The 24,155-nt window shown below is 69.0% G+C and carries 20 protein-coding genes; 4 read left to right on the top strand and 16 right to left on the bottom strand.

The features are described 5' to 3' along the window. Nucleotides 1-19: 19 nt before the first annotated feature. Nucleotides 20-2,701, bottom strand: coding sequence for a LuxR C-terminal-related transcriptional regulator (locus ABXJ56_RS09430; RefSeq protein WP_353999412.1), 2,682 nt, complete (start codon nt 2,699-2,701; stop codon nt 20-22). A gap of 299 nt (nt 2,702-3,000) precedes the next feature. Between ABXJ56_RS09430 and ABXJ56_RS09425 the strand changes: the two genes are divergently transcribed. From ABXJ56_RS09425 to ABXJ56_RS09415, 3 genes are all read left to right on the top strand, one after another. Next, on the top strand, nt 3,001-3,531 hold the full coding sequence (locus ABXJ56_RS09425) for an NADPH-dependent FMN reductase (RefSeq protein WP_353999411.1): 531 nt from the start codon (nt 3,001-3,003) through the stop codon (nt 3,529-3,531). Beyond that, nucleotides 3,531-4,034 carry a flavin reductase family protein gene (locus ABXJ56_RS09420; protein WP_353999410.1) on the top strand — a complete coding sequence of 168 codons (504 nt, stop codon included), beginning with the start codon at nt 3,531-3,533 and terminating at the stop codon, nt 4,032-4,034. The genes ABXJ56_RS09425 and ABXJ56_RS09420 overlap by 1 nt, the downstream gene beginning before the upstream one ends. A 126-nt stretch (nt 4,035-4,160) precedes the next feature. Beyond that, on the top strand, nt 4,161-4,898 hold the full coding sequence (locus ABXJ56_RS09415; RefSeq protein ID WP_353999409.1) for a GntR family transcriptional regulator: 738 nt from the start codon (nt 4,161-4,163) through the stop codon (nt 4,896-4,898). A gap of 49 nt (nt 4,899-4,947) precedes the next feature. Here ABXJ56_RS09415 and ABXJ56_RS09410 read toward each other — a convergent pair whose 3' ends face one another. The 9 genes from ABXJ56_RS09410 to ABXJ56_RS09370 form a co-directional block, all read right to left on the bottom strand. Further along, nucleotides 4,948-6,282: an NtaA/DmoA family FMN-dependent monooxygenase gene (locus ABXJ56_RS09410; RefSeq protein WP_353999408.1), complete on the bottom strand. Its 1,335-nt coding sequence runs from the start codon at nt 6,280-6,282 to the stop codon at nt 4,948-4,950. A 25-nt stretch (nt 6,283-6,307) separates the two neighbouring features. Continuing rightward, nucleotides 6,308-7,021, bottom strand: coding sequence for an ABC transporter ATP-binding protein (locus ABXJ56_RS09405; RefSeq protein ID WP_353999407.1), 714 nt, complete (start codon nt 7,019-7,021; stop codon nt 6,308-6,310). 71 nt (nt 7,022-7,092) lie between these two features. After that, the gene (locus ABXJ56_RS09400; protein ID WP_353999406.1) at nt 7,093-7,959 is read right to left on the bottom strand and encodes an ABC transporter ATP-binding protein; all 867 of its coding nucleotides are present in this window, start codon (nt 7,957-7,959) and stop codon (nt 7,093-7,095) included. Next, nucleotides 7,956-9,599 carry an ABC transporter substrate-binding protein gene (locus ABXJ56_RS09395; protein ID WP_353999405.1) on the bottom strand — a complete coding sequence of 548 codons (1,644 nt, stop codon included), beginning with the start codon at nt 9,597-9,599 and terminating at the stop codon, nt 7,956-7,958. The genes ABXJ56_RS09400 and ABXJ56_RS09395 overlap by 4 nt, the downstream gene beginning before the upstream one ends. A 67-nt stretch (nt 9,600-9,666) precedes the next feature. Continuing rightward, the gene (locus tag ABXJ56_RS09390) at nt 9,667-10,542 is read right to left on the bottom strand and encodes an ABC transporter permease (protein WP_353999404.1); all 876 of its coding nucleotides are present in this window, start codon (nt 10,540-10,542) and stop codon (nt 9,667-9,669) included. Beyond that, nucleotides 10,542-11,648 (bottom strand): ABC transporter permease, encoded by a 1,107-nt coding sequence (locus ABXJ56_RS09385; RefSeq protein ID WP_353999403.1) that lies wholly within the window; start codon nt 11,646-11,648, stop codon nt 10,542-10,544. The genes ABXJ56_RS09390 and ABXJ56_RS09385 overlap by 1 nt, the downstream gene beginning before the upstream one ends. Nucleotides 11,649-11,913: 265 nt before the next feature. Beyond that, on the bottom strand, nt 11,914-13,161 hold the full coding sequence (locus tag ABXJ56_RS09380) for a 2-hydroxyacyl-CoA dehydratase family protein (RefSeq protein WP_353999402.1): 1,248 nt from the start codon (nt 13,159-13,161) through the stop codon (nt 11,914-11,916). Next, nucleotides 13,158-14,192 (bottom strand): 2-hydroxyacyl-CoA dehydratase family protein, encoded by a 1,035-nt coding sequence (locus ABXJ56_RS09375; RefSeq protein ID WP_353999401.1) that lies wholly within the window; start codon nt 14,190-14,192, stop codon nt 13,158-13,160. Before ABXJ56_RS09375 ends, ABXJ56_RS09380 begins: the two co-directional genes overlap by 4 nt. Beyond that, the gene (locus ABXJ56_RS09370) at nt 14,189-15,427 is read right to left on the bottom strand and encodes a CaiB/BaiF CoA transferase family protein (protein WP_353999400.1); all 1,239 of its coding nucleotides are present in this window, start codon (nt 15,425-15,427) and stop codon (nt 14,189-14,191) included. Before ABXJ56_RS09370 ends, ABXJ56_RS09375 begins: the two co-directional genes overlap by 4 nt. A gap of 146 nt (nt 15,428-15,573) precedes the next feature. Here ABXJ56_RS09370 and ABXJ56_RS09365 point away from each other — a divergent pair, with 146 nt between their 5' ends. Then, entirely contained in the window at nt 15,574-16,485 is a 912-nt protein-coding gene (locus tag ABXJ56_RS09365; RefSeq protein WP_353999399.1) for a PaaX family transcriptional regulator, read from the top strand. Nucleotides 16,486-16,488: 3 nt separating this feature from the next. Here ABXJ56_RS09365 and ABXJ56_RS09360 read toward each other — a convergent pair whose 3' ends face one another. The 6 genes from ABXJ56_RS09360 to ABXJ56_RS09335 form a co-directional block, all read right to left on the bottom strand. Then, nucleotides 16,489-17,670 (bottom strand): cytochrome P450, encoded by a 1,182-nt coding sequence (locus ABXJ56_RS09360; RefSeq protein WP_353999398.1) that lies wholly within the window; start codon nt 17,668-17,670, stop codon nt 16,489-16,491. Nucleotides 17,671-17,683: 13 nt separating this feature from the next. After that, nucleotides 17,684-18,925 carry a cytochrome P450 gene (locus ABXJ56_RS09355; RefSeq protein ID WP_353999397.1) on the bottom strand — a complete coding sequence of 414 codons (1,242 nt, stop codon included), beginning with the start codon at nt 18,923-18,925 and terminating at the stop codon, nt 17,684-17,686. Nucleotides 18,926-18,932: 7 nt separating this feature from the next. After that, nucleotides 18,933-19,979: an ABC transporter substrate-binding protein gene (locus ABXJ56_RS09350; protein WP_353999396.1), complete on the bottom strand. Its 1,047-nt coding sequence runs from the start codon at nt 19,977-19,979 to the stop codon at nt 18,933-18,935. A gap of 132 nt (nt 19,980-20,111) precedes the next feature. Beyond that, the gene (locus ABXJ56_RS09345) at nt 20,112-21,866 is read right to left on the bottom strand and encodes an ABC transporter permease (protein WP_353999395.1); all 1,755 of its coding nucleotides are present in this window, start codon (nt 21,864-21,866) and stop codon (nt 20,112-20,114) included. 3 nt (nt 21,867-21,869) lie between these two features. Further along, nucleotides 21,870-23,048 carry an ABC transporter ATP-binding protein gene (locus ABXJ56_RS09340; RefSeq protein WP_353999394.1) on the bottom strand — a complete coding sequence of 393 codons (1,179 nt, stop codon included), beginning with the start codon at nt 23,046-23,048 and terminating at the stop codon, nt 21,870-21,872. Nucleotides 23,049-23,263: 215 nt separating this feature from the next. Next, on the bottom strand, nt 23,264-24,049 hold the full coding sequence (locus ABXJ56_RS09335; protein WP_353999393.1) for a glucose 1-dehydrogenase: 786 nt from the start codon (nt 24,047-24,049) through the stop codon (nt 23,264-23,266). Nucleotides 24,050-24,155 lie beyond the last annotated feature (106 nt).

Genomic DNA, 24,155 nt, shown 5'->3' with positions numbered 1-24,155 from the left:
AGGCGGGGTAGACCGGGTCTCAACGGACGGACTGCACCGCTTCTTCGCGGGAGTTGACGCCCAGCTTGCGATAGATCGAGCGGGTGTGGGTCTTCAGGGTGTTGACGCTCACGTGCAGGGTCTCGGCGATCTCGCCGGCGGTCTTGCGGGTGCCGAGAAGGTCGAGCACAGCGCGCTCGCGGTCGGAGAGCATCGAGATGGGTCCGGACGTCGCGGCCGGGCGGGCGGCGCGGGCGGCGAGCTCTTCATGGGCGGTCCCACGCTGAAGGTGATCGGCGAGGAGCTGACGGACCGCCGGCTCGGCGCCGACGAACAGGCGATCGAGACCCTCGCGGTCGCCGATCTCGAGGGCTTGCTCGCACAGCTCGTGCGCCAGCCGTTCCGCGCCCCGCTCGGCGTGGACGAGAGCGGCGGTGAGCATCGTCGCGGCGCGCACGTACGTCACCTCACGGTAGGGGCCGAGTCCGCGGAGCATCTCCAGAGCCCGCTCGGCGTCGCCCGCGCGACGGATGAGCTCGGCGAAGACCATGGTCACCAGCGGAAGGTTGGAGGCGGTGTGGCGCTCGGCGATCGCGACGGCGTCGTCGGTGCGACCCCGGGAATCGGCGAGCGCGGCGTCGGCGAGATCGCGGAAGGCCCCCCACGAGACTCCGTGACGCTCGCCGCGCGGGAGCGTGTCGAGCTCGATCGACGCGCGCGCGGCGAGGCGATCGTCGTGGGTGCGCGCCGCGGTGAGGGCGAGCATGACGGCGGCGACGCCCCGGAACGAGGGCGCGGCGCGCTCGCCGCTCACGGCGCGGATGAAGTGCCGCGCCGCCGTTTCGTGATCCTCCGCCCAGTAGGCGATGATCCCCATCGCGACCGTCGTCGCTCCCCCGCCGTTGGCGAGCCAGGGGCGGTCATCCTCCGCGGCGGCGCCGAGTCGGTCGAGGACGCGGCCCGCATCGCGTAGGGCCCCCGCCCACGCCAGGGTGAACGACAGGAGCCTGCGCGCACGGGTGGCGAGGATCTCATCGCCGACGGCATCCGCTTCGGTGACCGCCGTGCGGAGCTGGTCGATGGTGCGCGCCGGGGTGAGGCGGTGACGCATGCCGGCCCAGCCGAGGAGGAACAGCAGGGCCGCGTGGACGTGGCGGTCGATCTGCGTGTCGGCGATGAGTCCGGCGTGCACGCTGTCGGCCGCGGCGGCGAGCGCCGCCCGGTCGTCGAGGAGGAACAGCTGCGCGCGCGGAAGCGTCATCGCGAACGCGGCGTCGGGGGTGGCGCCGGCGCGAGCGACCGCCTGCGCGAGGAAGGTGCGGGCCGCGTGCGGGGCGCCGAGGATGTCCGCGGCGCAGGCGCGGATCAGGAGGATCGCGGGGTCGTTGTCGAAGGGCGTCGGAAGGGCGGCGCAGATGCGATCGAGGGCGGCGGTGTCGGCCTCGATGACGATACGCACCCAGTGCTCGACGATGACGCGGGCGACCTCCTCCGACTCGTCGGCGCGCTGCCAGTGATAGATCGCACCGAAGGGGTCGTCGCGCTCGAGGTGGCGGGCCGCGGCGCGGTGGGCGCGGGCATTGCGCGCGGGGTCTTCCTCGTCGGAGATCGCGCGGCAGAGCTTCGCGAACAACGGGTGCCAGCGATAGGTGGTGGGGTGGCTGGGGGCGGTGACTTCGGTGGCGTCGGTGGTGTCAGCGGGCGTGGGAGTGTCGGCGGTGTCGCTCGCGGAGAGGAAAAGGCCTCCGCGGGTGGCGCGCGCGAGGAGGGCAGCGGCATCCGTGCGTCCGGTGAGCGCCTCAGCGAGCGGAACGGTGAGCTCCTCGCACACCGCGGTGTCGAGGGCGAGGCGTCGAAGGTCGTCGGGGATGTCGCGCATGACGTTGTCGCGGACATAATCGCGGAGGAGGGCGGTGGTCGTCTGGGCACCGGTGTCAGGGGCGCCCGCGAGACCGGGGCGCCTGCGGCCGGAGAGTCGGGCGAACTGGACGGCGATCGGCCAGCCGCCGGTTCCGGCGAGGACGTCTCCGGGGAGGGGTGGGGTAGGGGTGTCCACGTCGGTGGCGGTGGTGGCGTCGGTGTCGGAGAGGACCGCGGCGATCTCGGTGACGTCGAACGCGAGCTGGGCGTCGGTGATGACGGTATCCGGAGTTCCGAGCGTCCACCGGGCGAGACGGGCATCGATCGAACCGGTGCCGACGAACACCAGCCGGAGCTGCTCGGGGCCGGCGTCGATGAGAGCGCCCAGAAGTCCGCCCGTGAGGGCATCGCCGGCACGCTGAGCATCGTCGATCACCAGGAAGACCGGCGCATCGACGCCAGCGAGGATGTCGTGGAGCGCATCGAAGACGACCCCTCCCCCGGCTTCGGCGGGGTCGACGGCAGCAAGGGCGCTGAGGCGCGAATCCGCGGTCGCGAGGGATTGCAGCGCGCGAATCACTCGGCTGCCGAGGCGAGACGGCTCATCGTCGTAGGTGCCGAGGGAGAGCCAAGCGACTCGGCGTGGGTGCCCGGCGGCCCAGCCGCTGACCGCGGAGGTCTTGCCGAAACCGCTCGGCGCACGGACCACGGTGATCCGGTGCGCGCGGACGCTCGCGTCGATCGCGTCGTGGAGACGAGGGCGGTCGAGCGTGTGCGGTTGCGGGCGCGGAGGGGCGTAGCGGCGCGTGGCGGTGGGCGGGCTCGGGGCGAGCTGGCGCGAGCTCTGGACGGGGTTCGACAACGAAGACATCCTCCGCGGGAGTGGGTTCGACGCGGATTCGGGCGCCGCGGACCTCGTGCCACTCTATTGCGCGGCGTGGAGGGTGGGACTGCAGCCCATCGTGCCGCGAGTCGTTATCCCTGGATGGTTCGACGACTGTGCCGGTGTCGCGCAGTAGTTGGATGAGGGTCCAAAAAGATTCCTCTCATCAGGACTTTCCCACACAAGGCCGACGATGGCAGGCCGCGCAATCGACGGTAACTCCGGTTTCATTCCAGCGAAACCCCGCGGCGGTCTACTTGTCACCACAAGGAGGCTCCATGAAAGTCACTGTCGTCGCGGGAAACCCCAAACCCGCTTCCCGGACGCTCGCCGCGGCCCACATCATTGCCCACGCCCTCACGGGGCGGGAAGCGGACGACGCCGTCGATGTCGTCGAACTCGGTGCCGGCCTCCTCGGCTGGGGTGACCCCGCCGTCGCCAACGCCGTCGCAACCGTACGCACGAGCGACCTCGTCATCGTCGCCTCGCCGACATTCAAGGCCACGTACACCGGCATCCTCAAACTCTTCCTCGATCAGTTCGACACCGGCACCGGGCTCGCGGGGATCACCGCCGTCCCCCTCATGCTCGGTGCCGGCCCCGCCCACGCCCTCGCCCCGGAGCTCCTCCTCAAGCCGGTCCTCGTCGAGTTGGGTGCGATCTGCCCGACGCAGGGGCTGTACCTGAGCGACAAGGCGTACGACCAACCGGGCGTGACGGACGCATGGATGGACCGATGGGCCGTCACTGTCCTCGGCTCGGCGTCCGCCTCCCCCGATACGACGCACCTCACACGAAAGGGACTCTGATGCTCAACCCCTACTCCACCGACTCTGCCGATCCGGCGCTCCTCCGGCAGGCCTTCTCCGGGTTTCCCTGCGGCGTGGCGGCCCTGTCCGCCGTCGTGAACGATGAGCCCGCGGTGCTCGTGGCGTCATCGTTCACCGTCGGGGTGTCGCAGGACCCACCCCTGGTGATGTTCGCGGTGCAGAAGTCCTCGAGCACGTGGCCCATGCTGTCGACCGCACAGTCGATCGGCGTCTCGATCCTCGGAGCAGACCACGCACCGATCACCCGGCAGCTCGCCTCGCGCGACAAGGCCAAGCGGTTCCTCGGGGTCGAGACGCACGTATCCGAGACGGGCTCCGTCTTTCTCGACCGAGCCCCGATCTGGCTGGACTGCTCCATCGAGCACGTCTACCCCGCCGGCGACCACGAAATCGTCGTATTGCGTGTGACCGGGCTTCTCAGCGACTTCTCGCACAGCCCGCTCGTGTGGCACCGCTCGGAGTTCACCACTCTCGCGGCCTGAGCATGTGCGCTGCGCGACCCGGGACACAGGGAGTGTCCCGGGTCGCGTTACGTCGGTGAAACCGCCGCGCGCTTTCGCGAAACCCGAACTCCGTACAGTCGCACCAGGGAGCGGGAGGAGTCGCCCATGCCGGAACCGACCGAGCACCCACGTGCACACGGAGGATCCGCACGCGGGGCGCAGATATCCGCACGTCGCGTGCGGGACCTTCTGCTCGCCGCCATCCGAGCCGGTCGGATCACCCCGGGGTCGTCGCTCAACGAAGAGCACCTCATGCGCACCTACTCGGCCAGCCGAGGCGCGGTGCGCAACGCGCTGTCGCAGCTGACGAGTATCGGCATCCTCGAGCGGCGCACGCGCGTGGGTACCCGACTGGTCGAGGCCGGGGTCCGCATCGGGGTCGCGGACTTCGCGTTCGGCGAGCGCGGTGGTGTCTCCATCACCGTCCTCGAGCAGCGTCTCGTTCCGTCCACTCCGCTCCTTCGCGAGCGGCTGCAGATCGACGATGAGGTCGTACGGATGGTGGAGAACTCGTTCACCTTCCACGACGAGGCGATCGGCATTCGCACCGCCTACTTCCGACCGTCGATCACCAGCGACCCGACGTCTTTGCGCGGTCCGCTGACTATGTCCACCGTGATGCGTGACTTCTTCGGAGCGGAGCCGGGTCTCGTCTACGCATGGATTGGTGCCGAGCCCTCCGACGCCCGCACGAGCCGGATCCTCGACATCGACGAGGGCGCCCCTCTTCTACGGCGGGAGCTGATCTACCTCGACACGGACGACGTCCCGATCCAGGTCGTCTTCGACGCCTTCCGGGCGGACCGGGTCAGTTTCGACCGGGGGCCGATCTCCTTCGACTGAACGCGAAGAAGGGGCCCGCCGCACGAGGTCGGCGGGCCCCTTTTGACGGTCAGAACTCGCGGAGGTGATCCCGCAGGGTCGTGCCGGTGTAGCCGTCGCGGATCAGTCCCCGCCGACGCAGCACGGGAGCGAGACCGTCCGCCATGAGGGCGAAGTTCATGCGCGTCGTCGGCATGTAGATGAGGAAGCCGTCTCCGCCGATCTCGTCCATCAGCTCCTCCATCTTGTCCGCCACCGTCTCCGGCGAACCGATCAGACCCATGTCGCTCGTCTGGTGCGACGTGGCGACCACTTCGCGCAGCGTCTTGCCCTCGGTGTTCTCGAAGAGGTTCGCGATAGAGGTGTGCTCGCCGTTCTGGCGCGAGAGGTCGATGTCCGACACCAGGGTGTCGGGATCGATTCCGCCGAAGTCGATGCGTCCACCCGAGGTGTACGACATGTTCCACAGGTTGTACTCGACACCTTTGTCGGTGGCCTTCCACCGGTTGTAGGCCTCGAACTGCTCCTGCGCCTCGGAGTCGGTCGCAGCGATCCACGGAGTGGCGAGGAAGAGGAACTTCACATCGTCCGGGTTCCGGCCGTATGACGCCACACGCGCGCGCATGTCGTCGCGGTACGCCCGACCTGCGGCGCCGCTCTTCACCATCGAGATCATGGTGTCGTCGTACCGCGCGGCGAGCTCGCGACCCGCCGGCGAGCTTCCCGCCGAGCAGATCGGAGGCGTCCGCTGTGGGCCCGGGATGGTGTTCAGAGGTCCACGGGAGGAGAAGTAGGTGCCCTTGTGGTCGATGGGATGCACCCTCGTGTGATCGGCGTACACACCGGCGACCGGATCGGCAACGACAGCGCCTTCCTCCCAGCTCTGCTGGAGGGCCAGGACGACATCGACCCACTCCATCGCCATCGCGTACCGCTCGTCGTGGGCGAGGTGCTCGTCGTAGCCGAAGTTCTGCGCCACACGGTCGGTGACACTCGTGACCACATTCATCCCGACCCGGCCCTGCGTGAGGTGATCGAGGGTGGTGTACAACCGGGCCGCGAGATATGGCGGGTACTGGATGGTCGAGACGGTGGGGATGATGCCGATGTGCTTCGTCGCGCGCGTGAGCAGGGGCACGAGCGGCATCGGATCGTTCTTCGGCGCCATAAGCCCGCGACGCAAGCTCGTATCGGCCGAGCCGTTGTAGCTGTCCTCGACCATCGCGGTGTCTTCGAAAAGGATGTAGTCGAAGCCCGCCCGCTCGAGGCTGGTCGCCATGTCGATGTAGATCTGGGGATCCATCCAGTCATTGACGTTGTTGCCGACCCAGGGGCCGTCGCCGTTGGTCGTGCTCCACGGGTGAATGCCGAAGCCGTCGCCGAGGAACCATGCGAGGTGGAACATCTTTCTCCTATCCGGTGGGGGTGGATCAGCGGGCGGGCCGCGCCGATTCCATTTCTCGATACGCGCCGACGAGGGCGCGAGTGTAGGGATCTGTCGGACGGGCGAGCACCTGCGTAGTGCGGCCCGCCTCCGCGACGGCACCGCGATACATCACGATGAGTTCGTCGGTGATGAAGGCTGTGGCCGGAAGCCCGTGCGAGACGAAGAGCAGCGCCGCGTCGCTCTCGACGCTGTAGCGCTTAAGCAGGTTGAGAACCGCGCCCTGCACCGACACGTCGAGGGCGCTGACAGCCTCATCGCACACGAGATACCGCGGCCGCACGAGGAGTGCCCGCGCAATCGCCATCCTCTGTCTCTGTCCGCCGGACAGCTGCGCCGGGCGTCGATCGAGCAGGGCAGAATCGATGGCCAGTTCGTCGACCAGCTCCTCGATCGCCGCGTCGCACTCGGGCCGCGTCCAGCCGCCGAGGCGCTGCCCCGGCATCCGCACGGATTGACGGATCGTATAGCGGGGGTCGAATGCGGAGGTCGTGTCCTGTGCGATGAGCTGCACACGGCGCCGATAATCTCGCCGCCCGCGAGCGGTGGACAGGGCAGAGCGCAGATCCTGGCCATCGACATGCACCGTTCCCCGCGTCGGGCGGTCGAGGCCGGCGATGATGCGAGCGACCGTGGACTTGCCCGAGCCGCTTTCGCCGACGATTCCGACACGACCGCCGGGAGGAACGGCGAAGGTCACCGAGCGCACGGCCTGTGTCCGATGGAAGTCGCGCCCGAGGTCGGTGACCCGGATGCCGACGTCTCCGACGCTCACGCCGCGGCCGTCCGCTCGCTCAGCGCGCTCGACTGCAAGGTGGGGAGCTGGGCGAGCGTGGCGGTCTCGAGCGTCGGCACGCACGCGAGGAGTCCGCGCGTGTACTCCTCCTGCGCGCCGTCCAGCTTCGCGGAAGAAATCGTCTCCACGATGCGCCCTCGATGCATCACGACGGTGGTGTCCGTGAATCGGCGGCACAGCTCGATGTCGTGCGTGATCATGAGGAGCGCCGTGCCCTCACGGTCGGCGACGTCGACCATCAACTGCATGGTGGCCACCGCGAGAGTCGCATCCAGCGCGCTCGTCGGCTCGTCCGCGATCAGGAGCGTCGGCTGCGAAGCCATCGCGATCGCGATCATCACCCGCTGCCGCATCCCTCCCGACAACTCGGTCGGCCGGGCGCGCATCACCCGGTCCGCGTCGCGGATGCCGACCGCGCCGAGTCGATCAGCCGCCGCCACACGTGCCGCACGGGCCGAAATGCGCTCCGTCGTCCGCAGCACGGCGATCAGCTGACTTCCGATGGTCCACACCGGGTCGAGGGAGTGCATCGCATCCTGGAAGACCATCGACATCCCCGACGTACGCACCGGAATGCGAGGCTGCCGACGCGGGTCGACGGAGCGGTCGAGCGGTGCGCCGCGGAAGTCGAGGCGCGCAGCACTGACCGAGCCGGCCAGCGGATCGAGGAACCCCGACACGGCGTTCGCCAGACTCGTCTTCCCCGACCCGGACTCGCCGACGATCGCCATCTTCTCCCCCGCCCTCAGGGTGAAGGAGGCATCCGCCACCGCGGTCACACCGCCGTAGGCGATGCAGAGATCGCGGACGTCGAGGACGACGTTTCGCGTGTCGACGGTCATTCCGACTCCAGGGTCAGCTGCGAGTAGTCGATGACGTTGTCGGTGCGGAACACGTACCCGCCGACGTCGGTTCCGAAGGCATTCAGCGGCTGGACATAGCCGACGTACACGGTGGGGAGCTCCGTCTGCAGAACGCGCTGCGCTTCGTTCCACCACTGACCGGCCTCCGGCGTGAGCGGGTCGCCGACGGCGTTCCCCGCCGCCAGAGCGTCACTGAACGCGGCATCCTCCCAGTTGGGCCAGTTGAGTGGCGAGCCGGGAGTGTAGAAGAGCGACAGGACATACGGCGGCGACTGCACGATCGCGTAGTCACGTCCCATCGATGCCTGGAAAGACTTCGAGGCGAGCCCCTCCTGGAAGACCGCCGAGCTGACCGAGTCCACCGTGACGGAGAAGCCCGCGTCGGCCGCTGCGGACTGAATCAGCACCGCCGTCTCTTCCAGGTCGGGAACCGCCGAGTTCACCGTGAGCGTGAACTCGACCGGCTCGGTGTATCCGGCCGCGTCGAGGATCTCCTGCGCCTCGACCGGGTCGTGCTCGGGTGCGGCGAGACCCTCGCCGTCGAAGCCAGGCGCGGCGTCCGAGAGGATCGAGTCGACGGGGTCGAGACGCCCCCGGTAGACGTCATCGATGATGTCGCCGTAGGGAATGGCCAGCGAGAATGCGCGCCGGACCTCGGGGTCGTCGAACGGCGCCGCGGTCGTCAGCAGCGGGATGTAGACGAACGCGTTGGTCGGAACGGTGAAGATCTGCGCGGCCCCGCTGTCGGCGAGGTCGATCTGGTCGGCGGGACGCAGCTGGGTGGCGATCTGCGCGTCGCCACTGCGGACGAGGTTCGCGCGTTGTCCGGCATCCGGGACTACCCGCTGGACGATCGTCGTGATGTCGGGCTCACCGAGAACGTAACCGGGGTTCGCAGTATAGACCATCTGCTCGCCTGGTGTGTAGTCCGTGAGCTCGTAGGCACCGAACCCGTAAGAGGCGTTCGTCTCAGACCACGTCACCGCGTACGGGTCGTCCTCGGTGGCGTGCTCGATGAGGACGGTCGAGTCGTAGATGTTGTACGGCTGATTGGCCAGCATCGACAGGAGCGTGAAGCCGTATCCGGGATCGCTGATGGTGATCGACACCGTCGACTCGTCGATCACTGAAACCTGCGTATCGGGGTCGGTGAGTGCCGGAGCGGAGACGAACGGGACGACGCTGGTGGGCGTCTCGAACTTGCGCTTGATCGAGAACAGGACGTCCTCCGCAGTCACCGGGTTCCCTGCGACGCTCATGGCGTCGGGATCGAGGTAGAACGTGTAGGTGAGACGGTCGTCGCTCACCTCGTACCGTTCGGCCAGGAGAGGCTCGAATGAGAACAGGTCCTGCGAGGCCGACATCTCGCCCTCCCCGGCTGCGTACGGGTTCCGGATCAGGGTGGCGCCGGTGTTCGCCCAGAACTCCCCCGCCTCGTACCCGGTGGCACTGGTCTCGTAGCTGAAACTCGGCGGCTGGGCGGCGGTGACGATCACGAAGGCGGAGGGCTGCTCCGAGGCGGAGGATCCGCAGCCGGCGAGGACCAGTGCGGTGAGGGCGACTCCGGCGACGGCGAACCGACGCAGGCGGGCCGGGGTGCGGCGGGTGGGGGACATCATGCGGGCGGGTCTCCTTGAGGCGGGTGCGGAGGGATGCGGGGGTGGAGCGAACCGGCGATGACCGGGGTCAGGTGCGGGGTCGGGTGAGGCCCGCGATGAACACCGACGCCGCCCAGACCGACAGGCCGAGAGCGACGGCGGGGAAGAAGAAGGGCCACCAACGCCCGACCACGGCATCCGTGGCGCCGCTGGAGAGCATGCTCCCCCACTCGGGAGCGGGCACCGGGACCCCGACGCCCAGGAAGCCGAGCGCGGCGCAGAAGATGATGCCCATGGCGAAGATCGCGGAGGTGTTCTCGATGGTGGAACGCCATGAGTTCGGGAGGACGTGCCGGAAGACGATCTCCGCTTCGCTCTCTCCGGCGAGACGCGCGGCGTCGATGTAGGCGTCCGACCGGGTCTTCAGGACCTCCGTGCGCATGAGCCGCGCCTGGAAGGGCACGAGCACCAGAGCGAGGGACAGGACGATCACGACTGGGTTCCGTCCGAAGAACGACACCAGAACCAGCCCCGCGATCATGATCGGTATCGCCTGGACGAGGTCTACCGCACGGGTGAGGACCCGAGCGAGGAGTCCGATCGGCCCCCCGTGCGACTCGTACATGCCGGCAACCAGGCCGATCAGCATCCCGAATGCGGTGGCGATGAGCGTGATGGCCAGTGCCATGGGGATGTTCAGTGCGAAGGCGGCGACGACCCGAGAGAAGACGTCGAGACCCATCGCGTCGGTCCCGAACCACCGCTCCGCCGACGGCGGCTGCGAGCTGGTCCCGACCACCCGGGTGGGGTCCGAGGTCACCAGGAGCGGACCGACGACGGCGAGCAGGATGACGATGGAGAGCGGCAGACAGTGGAGCACCAGCGACGTGCGAGGCGACAGACGGCGCCGACGGCGCCGCGGGATGACGGCATCGAGGTCTGCTCCGGCGATGGCAGCGGCCATCATGCCCCCTTTCCGGTTTCGACCCGGCGACGCGGGTCGAGTGTCATGGTGAGGATGTCGACGGCGAGGTAGATCGCCAGGCACATCGCCGCAACGACCAGGAGGAACGATCGCAGCGCGAAGATGTCCGATGCGTTGACGGCGTCCACCGCGTATTGACCGAGACCGCCGAGAGCGAAGAGGGATTCCAGCACGACGGCTCCGCCCAGAAGGAGGCCGAACATCATCCCGAGCATCGCCACAACGGACGGCAGGGCTCTCCGGTAGATGCTGAGGAGAACGGTGCGCCGCGACGCGCCCGATGCGATCCGGAACTTCGTCGACGGTTCGTCGATCGCGTGATCGAGGTTGATGATGAGCGTCTTCATCAGCAGCGGCGCGTGGGCGACCATCATGACGATCACCGGCAGCGCGAGCCGAGAGGCGTAAGAAGATGCCGCACGTCCGTCGCCGGCGATGAGCGCGTCGAGGATCGGGAACCCGGTGACCTGCGCGGGGGCGATCAGCATCGGATCGAGTCGACCCGACGGGGCGGGAGCCCATCCGAGAACGGCGAAGAAGAGGTAGATGAAGGCGATGCCGATCACATACTCCGGCAGCGCGCCCGCCGAGCGGGCGTAGCCGAGAAGGATGCGGGAGACGCGGTTCGCACGGTGAGTGACCACGTAGTGCGACAGCAGGAGAGCTACGACGGATGCGACCAGAAGACCCGTGAAGACGAGCTCGAGGGTGGCCGGGATACGAATCGCGAGATCGGCGGCGACGGGCCGGCCGGTGGCGATCGAGGTGCCGAGATCGAGCTGCACCAGCGATCCGAGGTAGGTCGCCAGCTGCTCCCCCAGAGATCCGTCGAGGCCGTACGAGGCACGGGCCGCCTCGAGGTCGGCTCCCGTCAAACGACCGCCCGTCGCGATCACGACCGGGTCGCCGGGGATGAGCCTCACGAGGAAGAAGGAGACGAACACGAAAACGATGAGGTTGGCGCCGGCGAGGAGGAACGCCCGGATCAGCCACCAGCTACGCCGGATCCCGGTACTCACCCGGCGCTCCGGATCGACGGACGTGTCGGCGAGCAGCATGGGTGCGGTCTGCTCAGCAACGCTCATCGGGCACCTCCTGGGTCAGGCGCAGTCCTCAGGGAATGCCGATGCCGGATCGGAGGAGGAACTGCGAGTGGTGCCACCTTGGCAAGCCGGTGTTTCGCGCTTCCTCGCGAGGCGCAACGGTTCTATTGCGCGACCTCGCCGGCGTCCATGAAGCTCCTTAAGCCCAGATCAGACGCTCTTCTCTCGGCGATTGCGCTACTCGCGCGCAGCCGAAGACTGCATACCCAGGGGAAGTGGATCACCCTCGAAGCCACACCGCGAGGTGTCAGGGCGTCTCGCCGCCCACGCGCTCGTCGAGGAAGACGCGGATGCGATCCTCGAGGTCGGAGCCGCGCCCGTCGGCGTTGTTGGCGCGGATCTCGAGTACGGGGATTCCGGCATCCTCGAGCTCTGCTGTGATGAATGCTGCGCCCGGGGTATCGTCGGCGACCAGGTGCACGACCCCGTCGACCCCGTGCGCCTGCGCCTCTTTCGCGTACCACTGGCTCGACCACGGCGGCACGTAGAGCTGGTCGGTGATGCCGACGAAGCGGGCCGCGAGCGCACGGAGCGGATCCGGTCCGTACCGGACGTAGCCGTCGGCGGCGATCGCGAGATACATCGACCAGACGAACACCGCGCCGTGCGACTGCTCGAACGCGCGGTAGAGCCCCACGTCGTACCAGAGCCCCCGCCCGACCCACATGAGTCGTCGGCGCTCGTTCGCGGCGACGGTCGAGCCGGCGTCGATCCGCTCGGCCACCTCGTCGTGCAGGCGGCGGGCGGCCTTGACCGCGTACTCGGTGCCGCGGTGCCACTGCGGGATCATCACGGCGGGAATCGAGTCCCCGACAGCGACCGGGGTCGGGCGGGCGGCGGCGATGAGATCACGCGTGCGGCGGTTCCACTCGGCCTGCTCATTGGAGAGATCCATGATCTCGCACAGCCGATCCCTCTCGAAGGGGCGGCCGGTGCGATCCTCGAGCCAGCCGATGAGCTCGGCGCACTCGCGCTGCATGAGGTCGATCCGGTCGTGACCGAAAGCCCGTTCCCAGTCGTGCGGAACGATCTCCCACCATCGATCGGGAACGGGGTCCGCCCCCGTCCGCGAGAGGAAGTACGCGTGGGTTCCCGGCCGCGCACCCCACAGCTCGAAGATGCGGTGGGCCGCGTCTCCCCCGCGCTCGCAGATCACGAATCGAGGATTGGGCAACCCGCCCCAGGGCTGGTCGTCCGCCGGCAGATCCTGCGCGCCCAGCGGCAGCGCGTCGTACTGCCGGCTCGCGTCGGGGAGGCCCCGCGCGCGCAGGCGCTCCAGAGAGGCGGGTCCTCGACGCTTCGCGGCGATGATCGATGACCACCACTGGTTGACGACGTAGGGGATGTCGAACGCCCGGAGGATCTCGTGGGGCACGTCGGCGTTGACGAGAGCGATCGCATCGCCCCTCGCCGCCCGCTCCCGAAGGCCGTCGAACCACGCTCGTTGATACAGCACGACCTCGGCCGCAGCGCGGAGGCGCCCATCGCCGCTCACGCCGCCCCCACCGCGTCGGGGGCGACGGGACCGATGAAGGTCCGACCCTCGGCCTCGACAGCGGCCCGCTGCGCATGCGCATCCCACTGCGGCCCCTCGTCGCCGACGCGCGCGAGGGACAAGACGGTGTCGGCGCGGCACTCCCGGGCGAGCCGGGCGATCGACGCGGATCGATCCGCGATCGACCCGAATCCGACGGACGGTGACCGGCGGGCGAAGTCGTCGACCAGCGCGGTGATGACCGAGGAGGGTTCGTCGGAGGGATACGCCGCCCGACCGATCCACTCGGCGTCACCCGTGTCATGATCGTCGCCGACGATGGTGGCACCGCCCCGTTCGAGCGCCGACAGGACGGCCGGGTCGGCGACGGAGCTGCCCGTCAGCACGACGAGCCACCGCCCTCGGTCGGCGGCGTGCGGGGCCGCGATCGACGCGGCCGCGCGGATCTCGGCGGCGGCGTCCTCGGGCGGTGTTCTTCGAGCGATGCTGCGCAGTCGCGCGATCTCGGCGGCTGGGATCACGCCGGGATCCTCGCGACGCCGGATGCGGAGCGCGGCGAGCGCGTCACCGAGGTCGAGCTCCGAGCGGGCCGCGCGGGACTGCGCGTCGTCGTCGAGCCGCGCCCCGCACGCGCTCCGCAGATGTTCCCCGAGCGTCTCGAGCTGCCTCCGGTTGAACTCGGCGACGGCGGGCCCGGGCAGGCGCTGCAGGTCCAGGAGGTGCACGGGAACCGTCAGGGCGCCCGTCCTGACGAGCATCCGCAGCACGTAGAAGACGCGCAGCGAAGCCTGACCGTCGTGTGAGACGACGATCAGGGGGACATCGTCGAGCTCGCGCGCGGCGATCCTCTCCAGCATCCGCCCGAGGATCTCGATCGCCGCACCGTCGACCTCGCCCAGCAGGTCACGCGCCCGCGCGCGGCTGTCGTCGTCGACGGAGGACCCGTCCGCGACGAGCCGCTCGGGCGTGGCTCCCGCGGCGAGGACGAACTGTCGCGGCACGTCGCCGCCGATCGTCAGCACCCGGGTCACAGCACTCCCCCGGCGCGCAGCTCGGCGATGCGCGCGGGCGAGTACCCCAGTTCGTCGCGGAGGACGCGGTCGGTGTGCTCTCCCAGCTCGGGTGCGCTCGCCGCGAGCCGCGCGGGCGCCCCGGAGAACACGATCGGCACGCCTGTCCCGTACAGGCCGTCGTGGTGACCGAACCGCGGGTGCACGAGCGGCACGACTTCGCCGCGGTCCTGGACGAGCGGATCCCGGACGGCTGCGGCGGTGTCTCGCACCGGAGCGGCGGGGACACCGCAGGCGACGAGCCGAGCGACCGCATCCTCGACCGTGTGCCCTCGCGCCCACGCTCCGATCAGCCCATGCAGATCGTCGGCGTGGGCGACGCGGCCGTCGCGGTCGGCGAAGCGGACGTCATCGGCGAGGTCGGCGCGCCCGATGGCCTCGAAGACCCCCGTTGCGAAGTGGTCGGTCGGCGCGCAGAGGGCGAACCAGCCGTCGCTCGCCTCGAACGTGCCGAATGGGGCGAGACGCGGGACATGGTCGCCCGTCCGGAGGGGAAAGCCGACATCCTCCAGCGCGTCGAACGGCTCGCACGCGACGAGCGAGGTGAGCGCACCGAGCATCGACACGTCGACGTGCTGACCCGCGCCGGTCTCGCGCGCGTGGACGACGGCGGCAAGGGTGCCGATGACGGCGTACAGGGGGGCTGCGAGATCCGCGATCGGCAGCCCGAATCGGACGGGTCCTTCCCCCGTGCGGCCCGCGGTCATCATGACGCCGCTGAGCGCCTGGATGATCGTGTCCATCGCCTTGTCGTCGCTGCCGGCATCCTGCGCGCCGAATCCGCTGATCGAGGTGTAGATGAGGCGCGGGTTGACCGCACTCATCGTCGGGTAGTCGATGCCGAGCCGTTTGGTGACCCCCGCGCTGTAGTTCTCCACGAGGATGTCAGCCCGCTCGACGAGCGCGGTGAACACCTCTCGCGCATCGGAGTTCTTGAGATTGAGCGTGACGCTCTCCTTGCCGCGACCCCGCGACATCATCGACACCGACATGTCTTCCGGTGCTGTTCGTCGCACGCTGAGACCGTCAGCGGTGAGGTAGGGCGAGTTGCTGCGCGCGGCATCGCCACCGCGCGACGGGTTCTCGATCTTGACGACCCGCGCACCGAGGCCGCCGAGCAGCAGAGTGGCGTACGGGCCGGCGAGCGCCGAGGTGAGATCGAGCACCAGCATTCCGTCGAGCGGTCGTCGTGTCATGTCTCCGTCTTCCTCGTCCGGATCAATGTGTGACACATTATAGGACGATCGTCTTTGCATGTGTAATAGTTGAACGCGTTGAGACGGACGTCGCACGTCGTCCGGTCTGAGAAGGTGGTACTCGCCGAGACCGAGAGGGGGCACGTATGTCAACGGAGAGCGGCCTTCCGCACGAGATGCCGCGGTCGGCGACCGGCACCGACCCCCAGCATCTGCTGATGACCCTCCTGGGCGACTACTGGCGCGGCAACGCGGAGCCCATCCCCTCGCCGGCCCTCGTCGAGCTCCTCGGCGAGTTCGGCACCACCGAGAGCTCCGCCCGCCAGGCCATCCATCGCCTCACGCAGCGCGGTCTCCTCGAATCGTCGAAGCGGGGCCGATCCACCTTCTACGCCCGCTCCCACTCCACGAGCGTCGCCACCGCTGAGCGCCTCCGTCGCGCGATGGGCTTCGGCGTCGGCTACCCCGAATGGGACGGCCGCTGGACCGTCGTCGTCTTCTCGGTGCCCGAGAGCCAGCGCGACGTTCGCCGCCTCCTGCGCAACGGACTCCGCGAGCGCGGCTTCGCGCTGCTGCAGGAAGCGGTGTGGGTGACACCCCACGACCGGGGCACGGAAGCGGTGGAGCTGCTCGACAAACTGCAGGTGACGACCGGATCCGTCATGCGATCAGAGCTCATCGAGCGCCCGGGCTCGACGGCGGGTCTCGGCGAACCGTTCGAGATCGACACGCTCGAGAGCGAATACCGCCAGTTCATCGCCGACTACGAGAACGAGGTCGGCCCCGCCGCCGAAGGACTGCTCGGCCCCGCGGAAGCGCTTCTGCTCCGGACGCGCCTCACCGGGCGCTGGCTCGGATTCCGCTTCCTCGACCCGGAGCTGCCGCGCGCCCTGCTGCCCGAGGAATGGCCGCGTGATCGTGCACGCGAGATCTTCGTGCGCATCTACGACTCGCTCGGCGCGCCGGCGGAGAGCCGCTTCGGCCAGATCCTCGCGCGGCATGACCCGCGCCTGGCGGAGCTCACGTCGCACCACGTCTCCAGCGACGGACACCGCTGAGGGTCAGATCGCGACCCTCAGCCGCACCGACTGCGCGCCGACCTCCGGCATCCGCGTGCTGACCGGCTCGCCGACGAGCTCGAGCCGGCGCGTGCGTGTGACGATCTGCTCGAGGGCGATCCGCAGGCTCAGCCGTGCGAGACCCATGCCGATACAGCGGTGCCGCCCCCGGCCGAACCCGAGATGGCGGGCGATGTTCGGCCGGTCGAGGACGAACGCATCGGGGTCGGGGTAGACCGCCTCGTCGCGGTTCGCCGAAGCGTAGACGAGTGTGACGGGTTCATCCGGCAGGATCGTGCGGCCGTGGAGTGCGACGGGCTCCGACACCGTGCGCGCGAACCCGCGGTAGGGCGTGTACAGCCGGATGAACTCCTCGAGCGCGGCGGGCACGAGCGTCACGTCGTCACGCAGACGCGCATGCAGTTCGGGGTCACGCGCGAGATGGACGGCGATCCCGCCGAGGAGGATGGGCGGCGCGACGAGTCCCACGACGAGCGACTGCCGCAGCGCGCCCACCACGAGCTCCCGGTCCAGCGGCTCGCCCTCGAACGACTCGTCGAGCAGCGAGCTGGCCGGATCCTCCTCGACCGGTCGCGGAGACCGTTCGCGATCGGCGACGAGGGCGCGCGCCATGTCGTACATCCGCTCGCTGTGCCGTGTGACGGCATCCCCGTCGGTGCGCCGCCACGCGTCCACCCAATCCGAGGATGTCTCGGCGAGACGGGGGACGTCCGCCGGGTCGAGGTTCAGCCACTCGGCGGCGGTGTAGGCGGGATACAGCGTCCCGAAGCCGACGCAGATATCTCCCCCGCCGCCGTCGAGGTACCGGCCGAACTCTCGCTCAGCATGCATCCGCAGCCGAGGCTCGAGCCGCTCCAGGCGCCCGGCGTGCAGCGTGCGGTCGAGGGCGCGGCGGAAGGGCGAGTGGGCCGGCGCGTCGAGGTTCAGCGGAGGACGACGGATGCCGCGCGGGTCGCTCGGGACGACCGCGCGACGCGACGAGATGAACAGGTCGGCGTTGCGCGCCGCGGCCTCGATGTCGTCAAAACGCGTCAGCGCCCAGAACCCGCCGTACGCCGACGAGTGCGCCACCGGACACCGCCCGCGAAGCTCGCGGTAGGTCTCGTGCGGCGAATCGAAGGTCTCGACGGCGGTCGCGTCGAAATCATCGGGGAGGTCGCGCATCGCACTCACCGGATCACGCACGCACGAAATCGAGCGGCACCGAACGCGTCCCCCACTCGGCCCAGATGGCCATCTCGGGCTCACCCGCGCTCGTGAACGACGCGCTGCGGGCGAGCACCTCTTCGAGCGTGATCCGCATCATCATGCGCGCGAGCGGCGCGCCCGGGCAGCTGTGGGTCCCTCGTCCGAAGGAGATGTGCTGAGCGATGTTCGGCCGGTCGAGGACGAACCGCTCACCGTCCGGAAAGACGCTCTCGTCGCGATTGGCCGACGTGTAGACGAGGGCCACCGGATCCCCTTCACGGATGAGCTCGCCGCCGAGTTCGACATCCTCCCGCGCCGTGCGAGCCATGCCGCGATAGGGCGAGTACAGCCGGAGGAACTCCTCAATCGCCGCGGGGATCCGGTCGGGCTCGGCGCGCAGCAGCGCCTGCAGTTCCGGATCGCCCGCGAGGTGGACGAACATGTTGCCCGTGAACACGCTCGGCGCCACCATGCCGGTGACGATCAGCTGCCGCACGCATCCGAGCACCATCGCGGGCGGCAGCGGCTCGCCCTCGTAGGTCGCCTGGATGAGAGCCGTCGTCAGGTCGACCTCGGGATCCAGCGGCTCGGCATGGCGGGCATCGATGATCGACTGCGCGATCTCGTAAAGCTTCCCGCTCAACGACCTGACCGTCGCATGGTCGAGCACCTGGATCGCGTCGACATAGCGGCCGGTCACGGTCTTGATCAGCTCGGACGTCTCGACGTCGAGGTTGAAGAAGCGCGCGAACACGAACGCTGGGAAGCGATGCGCGTAGCTGCGGCAGACGTCGGACCAGCCCGCGTCGATGAGCGGATCCAGCAGCTGGACCGCGGCCTCCCGGACGTGCGGCTCGAGCTCGCGCATGCGCGGCGGAGTGAACGCCTTGTTGATGACGCGGCGGTACGACGTGTGCTCCGGCGGGTCCAGGTGCAGGGGCGGCCTCACCCCCGTGAACGCGAACTTCGGGATCGCGTTCTGCGAACTCGTGGTGAAGCGGTCGATGTCGGTGATCGCAGTGAGCACCTCGTCGTAGCCGAGCAGGGCCCAGAACCCGTCGTACTCCTGACTGCGGGCGACGGGCCGCTCGGCCCGCAGCCGCGCGAACTCCTCGTGAGCGCTCGTGAACGTCTCCGGCTCATCGGGCACCGGGTCGAAGTCGTGGTCGGCGCGCCGGGCGGCGAGCGCCGCGGGATCGTCGAAGCCGAAGGGGCAGCGTCCGTCGGTCATTGCACCCTCACAGGCCGAGGAGTTCGTTGATCTCGGCGCGACGGTCGTCGGGCACGGGCGCCGGACGCACGTATCCGTCGACGAGGTTGGTACCCCACGGCGAGCTGGCCCCCGACTCTTCGGCAAGGAACGCGCTGCCGTCCTCCGACAGCAGGTAGTGGGCGAACAGCCGCGCGGCGTTCGGGTGCGGCGCGTCGCTCGAAATGCCGAGGCCGATCTCCGGACCGGTCGTCGGTCCGAGACGCACAGCCTCGACCGGAGCACCCTGCGCCTGCAGCGTGTCGACGATCGCGAAGACTCCCGGGTGAGACAGCGATCCTTCACCCGCCGCGACGCCCTGCGTCGTGTTCACCGCACTGTTCATCCACGTCGGGTCGTTCGCAGCGATCCCCTCGAGGAACTCGGGGCCGTATTCGTCGATCATCAGCGACCAGAACGACAGGTTCGCGGGCGAGGTCCCGGGCTCGGCGAAGAGCAGCTCGCCGGCGAAGGCGGGATCGGCGTACACCTCCCATGAGTCGGGAGCGGTCTCGAGCACCTCGGTGTTGTAGACCAGCTCGGTCGGCACCATGCTGATGATCGGCGTGCCGTCCTCCTCGACGAAGTCCGCCGGGTAGTCGGCGGGGAAGCCGGGGACATCGGCTTCGGTGACGGGCGTCAGCCAACCCTCGCCGAGAGCCTCGGCGTAGAACGGCGAGTAGGTCAGCATGATCGTGTCGGCCTGCACCGCCCCCGCGTTGGCCTCCGCGGCGAATCGTTGCGACAGGTCGGCCGAGACGAGGCGCAGGACCGTCACATCGACACCGTAGGTCTCGGTGAAGCGGTCGGCGACCGCGCGGAGGACCCGCTCGTCGACGATGCCGTACAGGGTCAGCGTCCCCTCCTCCTGGGCCGCCTCGATGAGGCTCTGCAGTTCGGGGTCGTCCACGGGCGCCGCGTTTCCGCCATTGGCGTTGCCGCCGCCTGCGCCGCCGCCGCTGCATCCGCTCAGCATCAGGGCGCTCGCTGCCAGCGCTGCGAACAGCCCCATCGCCCGCGTGTTGATCTTCTTCATCGCCGTGTCTCCTTCGATACGTGTGATCCGCGGTTCATTCCGCGGGTGGTGCGGGCTGTGGCCTCGCCGTCGAGGCCACAGCCGATCGGCCGCCGTCGGGGGCGGAGGACGAATGTCGTCGGGTCGCTCACGTCAGCCGACCTTCGCTGTGATGCCGTACTTGGACTTCCGGCGCGTGTACCAGAGCACGAGCACGAGGACCGTCCCGGTCACGAGCACGAGCACCGTCGACAGCGCCGCGAGAAGGGCGTACGAGCCGCCGTTGAAGACCTCGAGGATCCGGAACCCGACGACCGGGTTCGACGTGCCCGCGAGAATGGCGGATGCCGTCAGGTCACCGACCATGCGGATGAACAGCAGCGCCCATCCCGCGACGAGACCGGGGATCATCAGCGGCAGCAGAACACGCCCGAAGGTGCGCAGCGGCGACGCACCCGCGACCGCCGAGGCCTCGGGGAGCTCTTTGCCGACGCCCGTCACCGCGGCATCCGCGGCGATCGAGGCCTGCGGCAGGTAGAGCGCGAGATACCCGATGAGGAGGATCGCGAGCGTACCCGACAGGTAGAACGGAGGGCCGGCGAAGAGGAGGAGGACACCGACCGCGATGACCATGTTCGAGATCGCAGCGGGCAGCTTGATTCCCGCGTCGAGACCCCGAGCGAACGCGGTGCGCGTCCGGTGGATGTAGAGCGAGACCATCGCGGCGCCCAGGATGCCGATGAGCCCGCCGACGACGCCGAGGCCGAGGCTGTTGGCGAGCGCCTCCCGCGTGAGTCGATCGGCGATGACCGCGGTGTGGAAGGCATCGAGGCTGAGGCTCGACCAGTCGATGTTGGGGGTCCAGAACCCGTTGAGCGACACGAGCACCAGCGCGATGATCGGCAGAAGCGTCGAGATGAACACGTAGAGCATGACCCCCGCGCGGACGGGCCAGCGCCAGACACCCAGCCGCGTGACGTTCGACCGGGCGCCCTTGCCGGTGATCGTCGCGTAGCGGCCGCTGCGCAGAACGCGCACCTGCAGAAGATACGCGAGACCCACGAAAAGCACGATGAAGGCGCTCAGGCCGACCGCGACCTCGGTGTCGGGCGGGTAGGTGAACGTGAGCAACTGCACGATGCGCACCGAGATGAGGTCGATGCCCGCAGGCGTGCCGATGATCGAGGGGATCGAGAACATTCCGAACCCGAACCAGACGCACAGCAGCAGCCCCGCGCCGATGCCGGGCATGACCGCCGGGATCGTGACGCGTCGAAGCGTCCGCCAGGCCGAGGCGCCGCTGAGGCGCGAGGCCTCCTCGAGGCTCGAGTCGAAGTTCCGCAGACTCGCCGACACGTTCATGTAGATGAAGGGCACGGCGTAGACCGCGAAGACCCAGATGAGTCCGTACCAGGAGTTGATGTCGAAGGGGCCTGAGTCGCCGATGTCGATGCCGACGAACCCGAGCCCATCGCGGATCCACGAATTGGCAAGCCCTGCCCGCGGCGCGAGGAGCATCGTCCACCCCACGGCTCCGGCGACGGGTGGCAACAGGAACGGCAGGAGGGGCAGCGCGTCGGACAGGATCCCCATCCGGGCGTCGGTGCGCTCGTTGATCCACGCCAGCAGCACCCCGATGACGAGGGCGACGAGGCTCGAGGCGACGACGACGATCACCGTGTCGAGCAGGAGGCGACCGAGATCGGGAACGGCGAGCGTCCGGCGGATAGGTTCGAGCGTGAACTGTCCGTCGACCCAGAACATGCCGACGACGACCCGACCGAGCGGGATCACGACGATCGCAATGAGCGCGAGGGCGATCGCGATCGTGACGGCGTCGAAGACACTGATTCGCTTGCGACCGCGACGCACGGGCCGCAAAGGCGTCGTGGAGATGGTGGCGGTCACGGCTCAGACCTCGGCCGTCTGCACACCGGTCGAGTCCTCACGCGGAAGAACGAGGACGTCCGACGGCTCCGCCGATACCCAGATCTGCTCGCCCGCGGTGATGCTCTCGGCGCGAGGACTCCACAGTCGAGCCTCGAGGTCGCCTGTCCGGAGGGCGAACTCGGTGTGCGAACCGACGAACATCGCCGTCTCGACGGTCGCGCGCCAACGATTGACGCGATCGGGCTCGATCGCGTCGGCGTGGCCGCGCTCGGGGCGCCACAGCGCCACGGCCTCGTCGCCGACCGCGAGCCCGGGGGCCGGCTGAGTCGACACGACGCGGCCGTGCGGCGTGTCGACGACAACGCGACCGCCCTCGGCCTCGATGACCCGCCCCTCGATCTCGTTGATGGCGCCGATGAACTTCGCGACGTAGCGGCTGGCCGGCCGGTGGTAGATCTCGTGCGGCGTCCCGAACTGCGCGACGCGCCCGCGATCGACCACAGCGATGCGCGACGCCAGCTCCATCGCCTCGGTCTGGTCGTGGGTGACGAAGATCGCCGTGAACCCGAGGGCGCGCTGCATCGACGCGAGCTCGATGCGCAGATGCTCACGCACCTTCGCGTCGACGTTCGAGAGCGGCTCGTCGAAGAGGATGAGCTCGTCCTGGCTGACGAGGGCGCGAGCGAGCGCCACGCGCTGCTGCTGGCCACCGCTGAGCTGACTGGGGTACTGCGCCGAGAGCTCGGGGATCCCGACCTGCGTGAGCGCCCCCTCGACCCGCTCCTTGATCTGCGTTCTGCTCAATCGGCGCGAGCGGCTCTGCAGCGGGTACGCGACGTTCTTGAACACCGACATGTGCGGCCACAGCGCGTACGACTGGAAGATCATGCTGATCCCGCGCTTCTCGGGCGGCTGAGCGACGTTGCGCTCGGAGGAGTAGCGCGTGACGCCGCCGATGTCGATGCGACCCCGATCGGGCTGCTCGAGTCCGGCGATCGTTCTCAGCAGCGTCGTCTTGCCGCATCCGGACGGTCCGAGCAGGACGACAAATTCGCCCTGCTCGACATCGAGGTTCACATCGTCGATGGCGCGGACGGTCGAGCCGTCCTGTCGGCGGAACTCCTTGCTGAGGCCGGCGATCTGCACGGCCGGTCGGACGTTGAGGTCCGTGGCCTCGCCCGCAGCAGCGCGCCGCGTCACTGGACCTTCATCACTCCGGGTGGCAGCCGCGCCCATGTCGAATCTCCGTTGATCGCATTCTCGATGCGGTCATCGGTCATCGACTCCCGCATGTACGACATTTAGCGTAACGATCGTTACAACTAGTGTCAACGATCAGCGGCGAGCGTGGCGAACGACAAGCGCGGGGCGCGGCATCCGCAGTTCGGATGCCGCGCCCCGCGCTTGTCGAGAGGTCAGTAGGCGGCGGACTGGCCTCCGTCGATCGGGATGACCGTCGCGTTGACGTAGGACGCGTCGTCGGAGAGGAGGAACGCAACGACGGCCGCGATCTCGGGAGCCTCGCCGTAGCGCTTGGTGGGGTTGGCCTGGATGAACTGCTCGGCCGCACCGCGCGGGTCGTCTGGGTCGAGCTGCTTCATGGAGTTCTCGACCATGGGCGTCCAGATCGCGCCGGGCGCGATGGCGTTCAGGCGGATGCCGAACTCTCCATACTCGACGGCCGAGTTGCGGGTCAGGCCCACGACGCCGTGCTTCGCGGCGGCGTAGCCGGACTGGCGTCCGATGCCGCGGATGCCGCCGACGCTCGCCGTATTCACGACCGCGCCGCTCCCCTGCGTGCGCATGACCTTCAGCACCTTCTCGAGACCGAGGAAGACGCCGCGGAGGTTGATCGAGACGACGCGGTCGAACTCGTCCGCGGAGAAGTCCTCTGTGAGGTTCTGCTTGCCCTCGATGCCGGCGTTGTTAAAGAAGCCGTCGATGCGGCCGAGGGTGGACAGGGTCTCGTCGACGTAGCGCTGCGTGTCCTCCTCGCTCGAGACATCGGCGGTCACCGTGAGGAGCTTCGCGTCGGGGGCGACCTCGCGGACGGCATCCGTCGTCGCCTTCAGTCCCTCCTCGGAGAGGTCGACGAGGGCGAGGTTCGCTCCCTCGGAGGCCAGGCGGACGGCGCTCGCGCGGCCGAGGCCGGAGCCGGCGCCGGTGATGAGGACGGTGCGGTCGGTGAATCGTTCAGTCATGTGTCTCTCGCCTTTCGTATCGCGGGGCCGCGGGTCGGGTCCGGTTCGGGTCCGGCATCCGGGGCCGGCATCCACTGTTCCACCGGGGCGTGGGGCATGCGGCCGG

The sequence above is a fragment of the Microbacterium aurantiacum genome (genome assembly GCF_040532595.1).
GTDB lineage: Bacteria > Actinomycetota > Actinomycetes > Actinomycetales > Microbacteriaceae > Microbacterium > Microbacterium chocolatum_B.
This window is presented reverse-complemented; position numbering and strand designations above follow the sequence as displayed.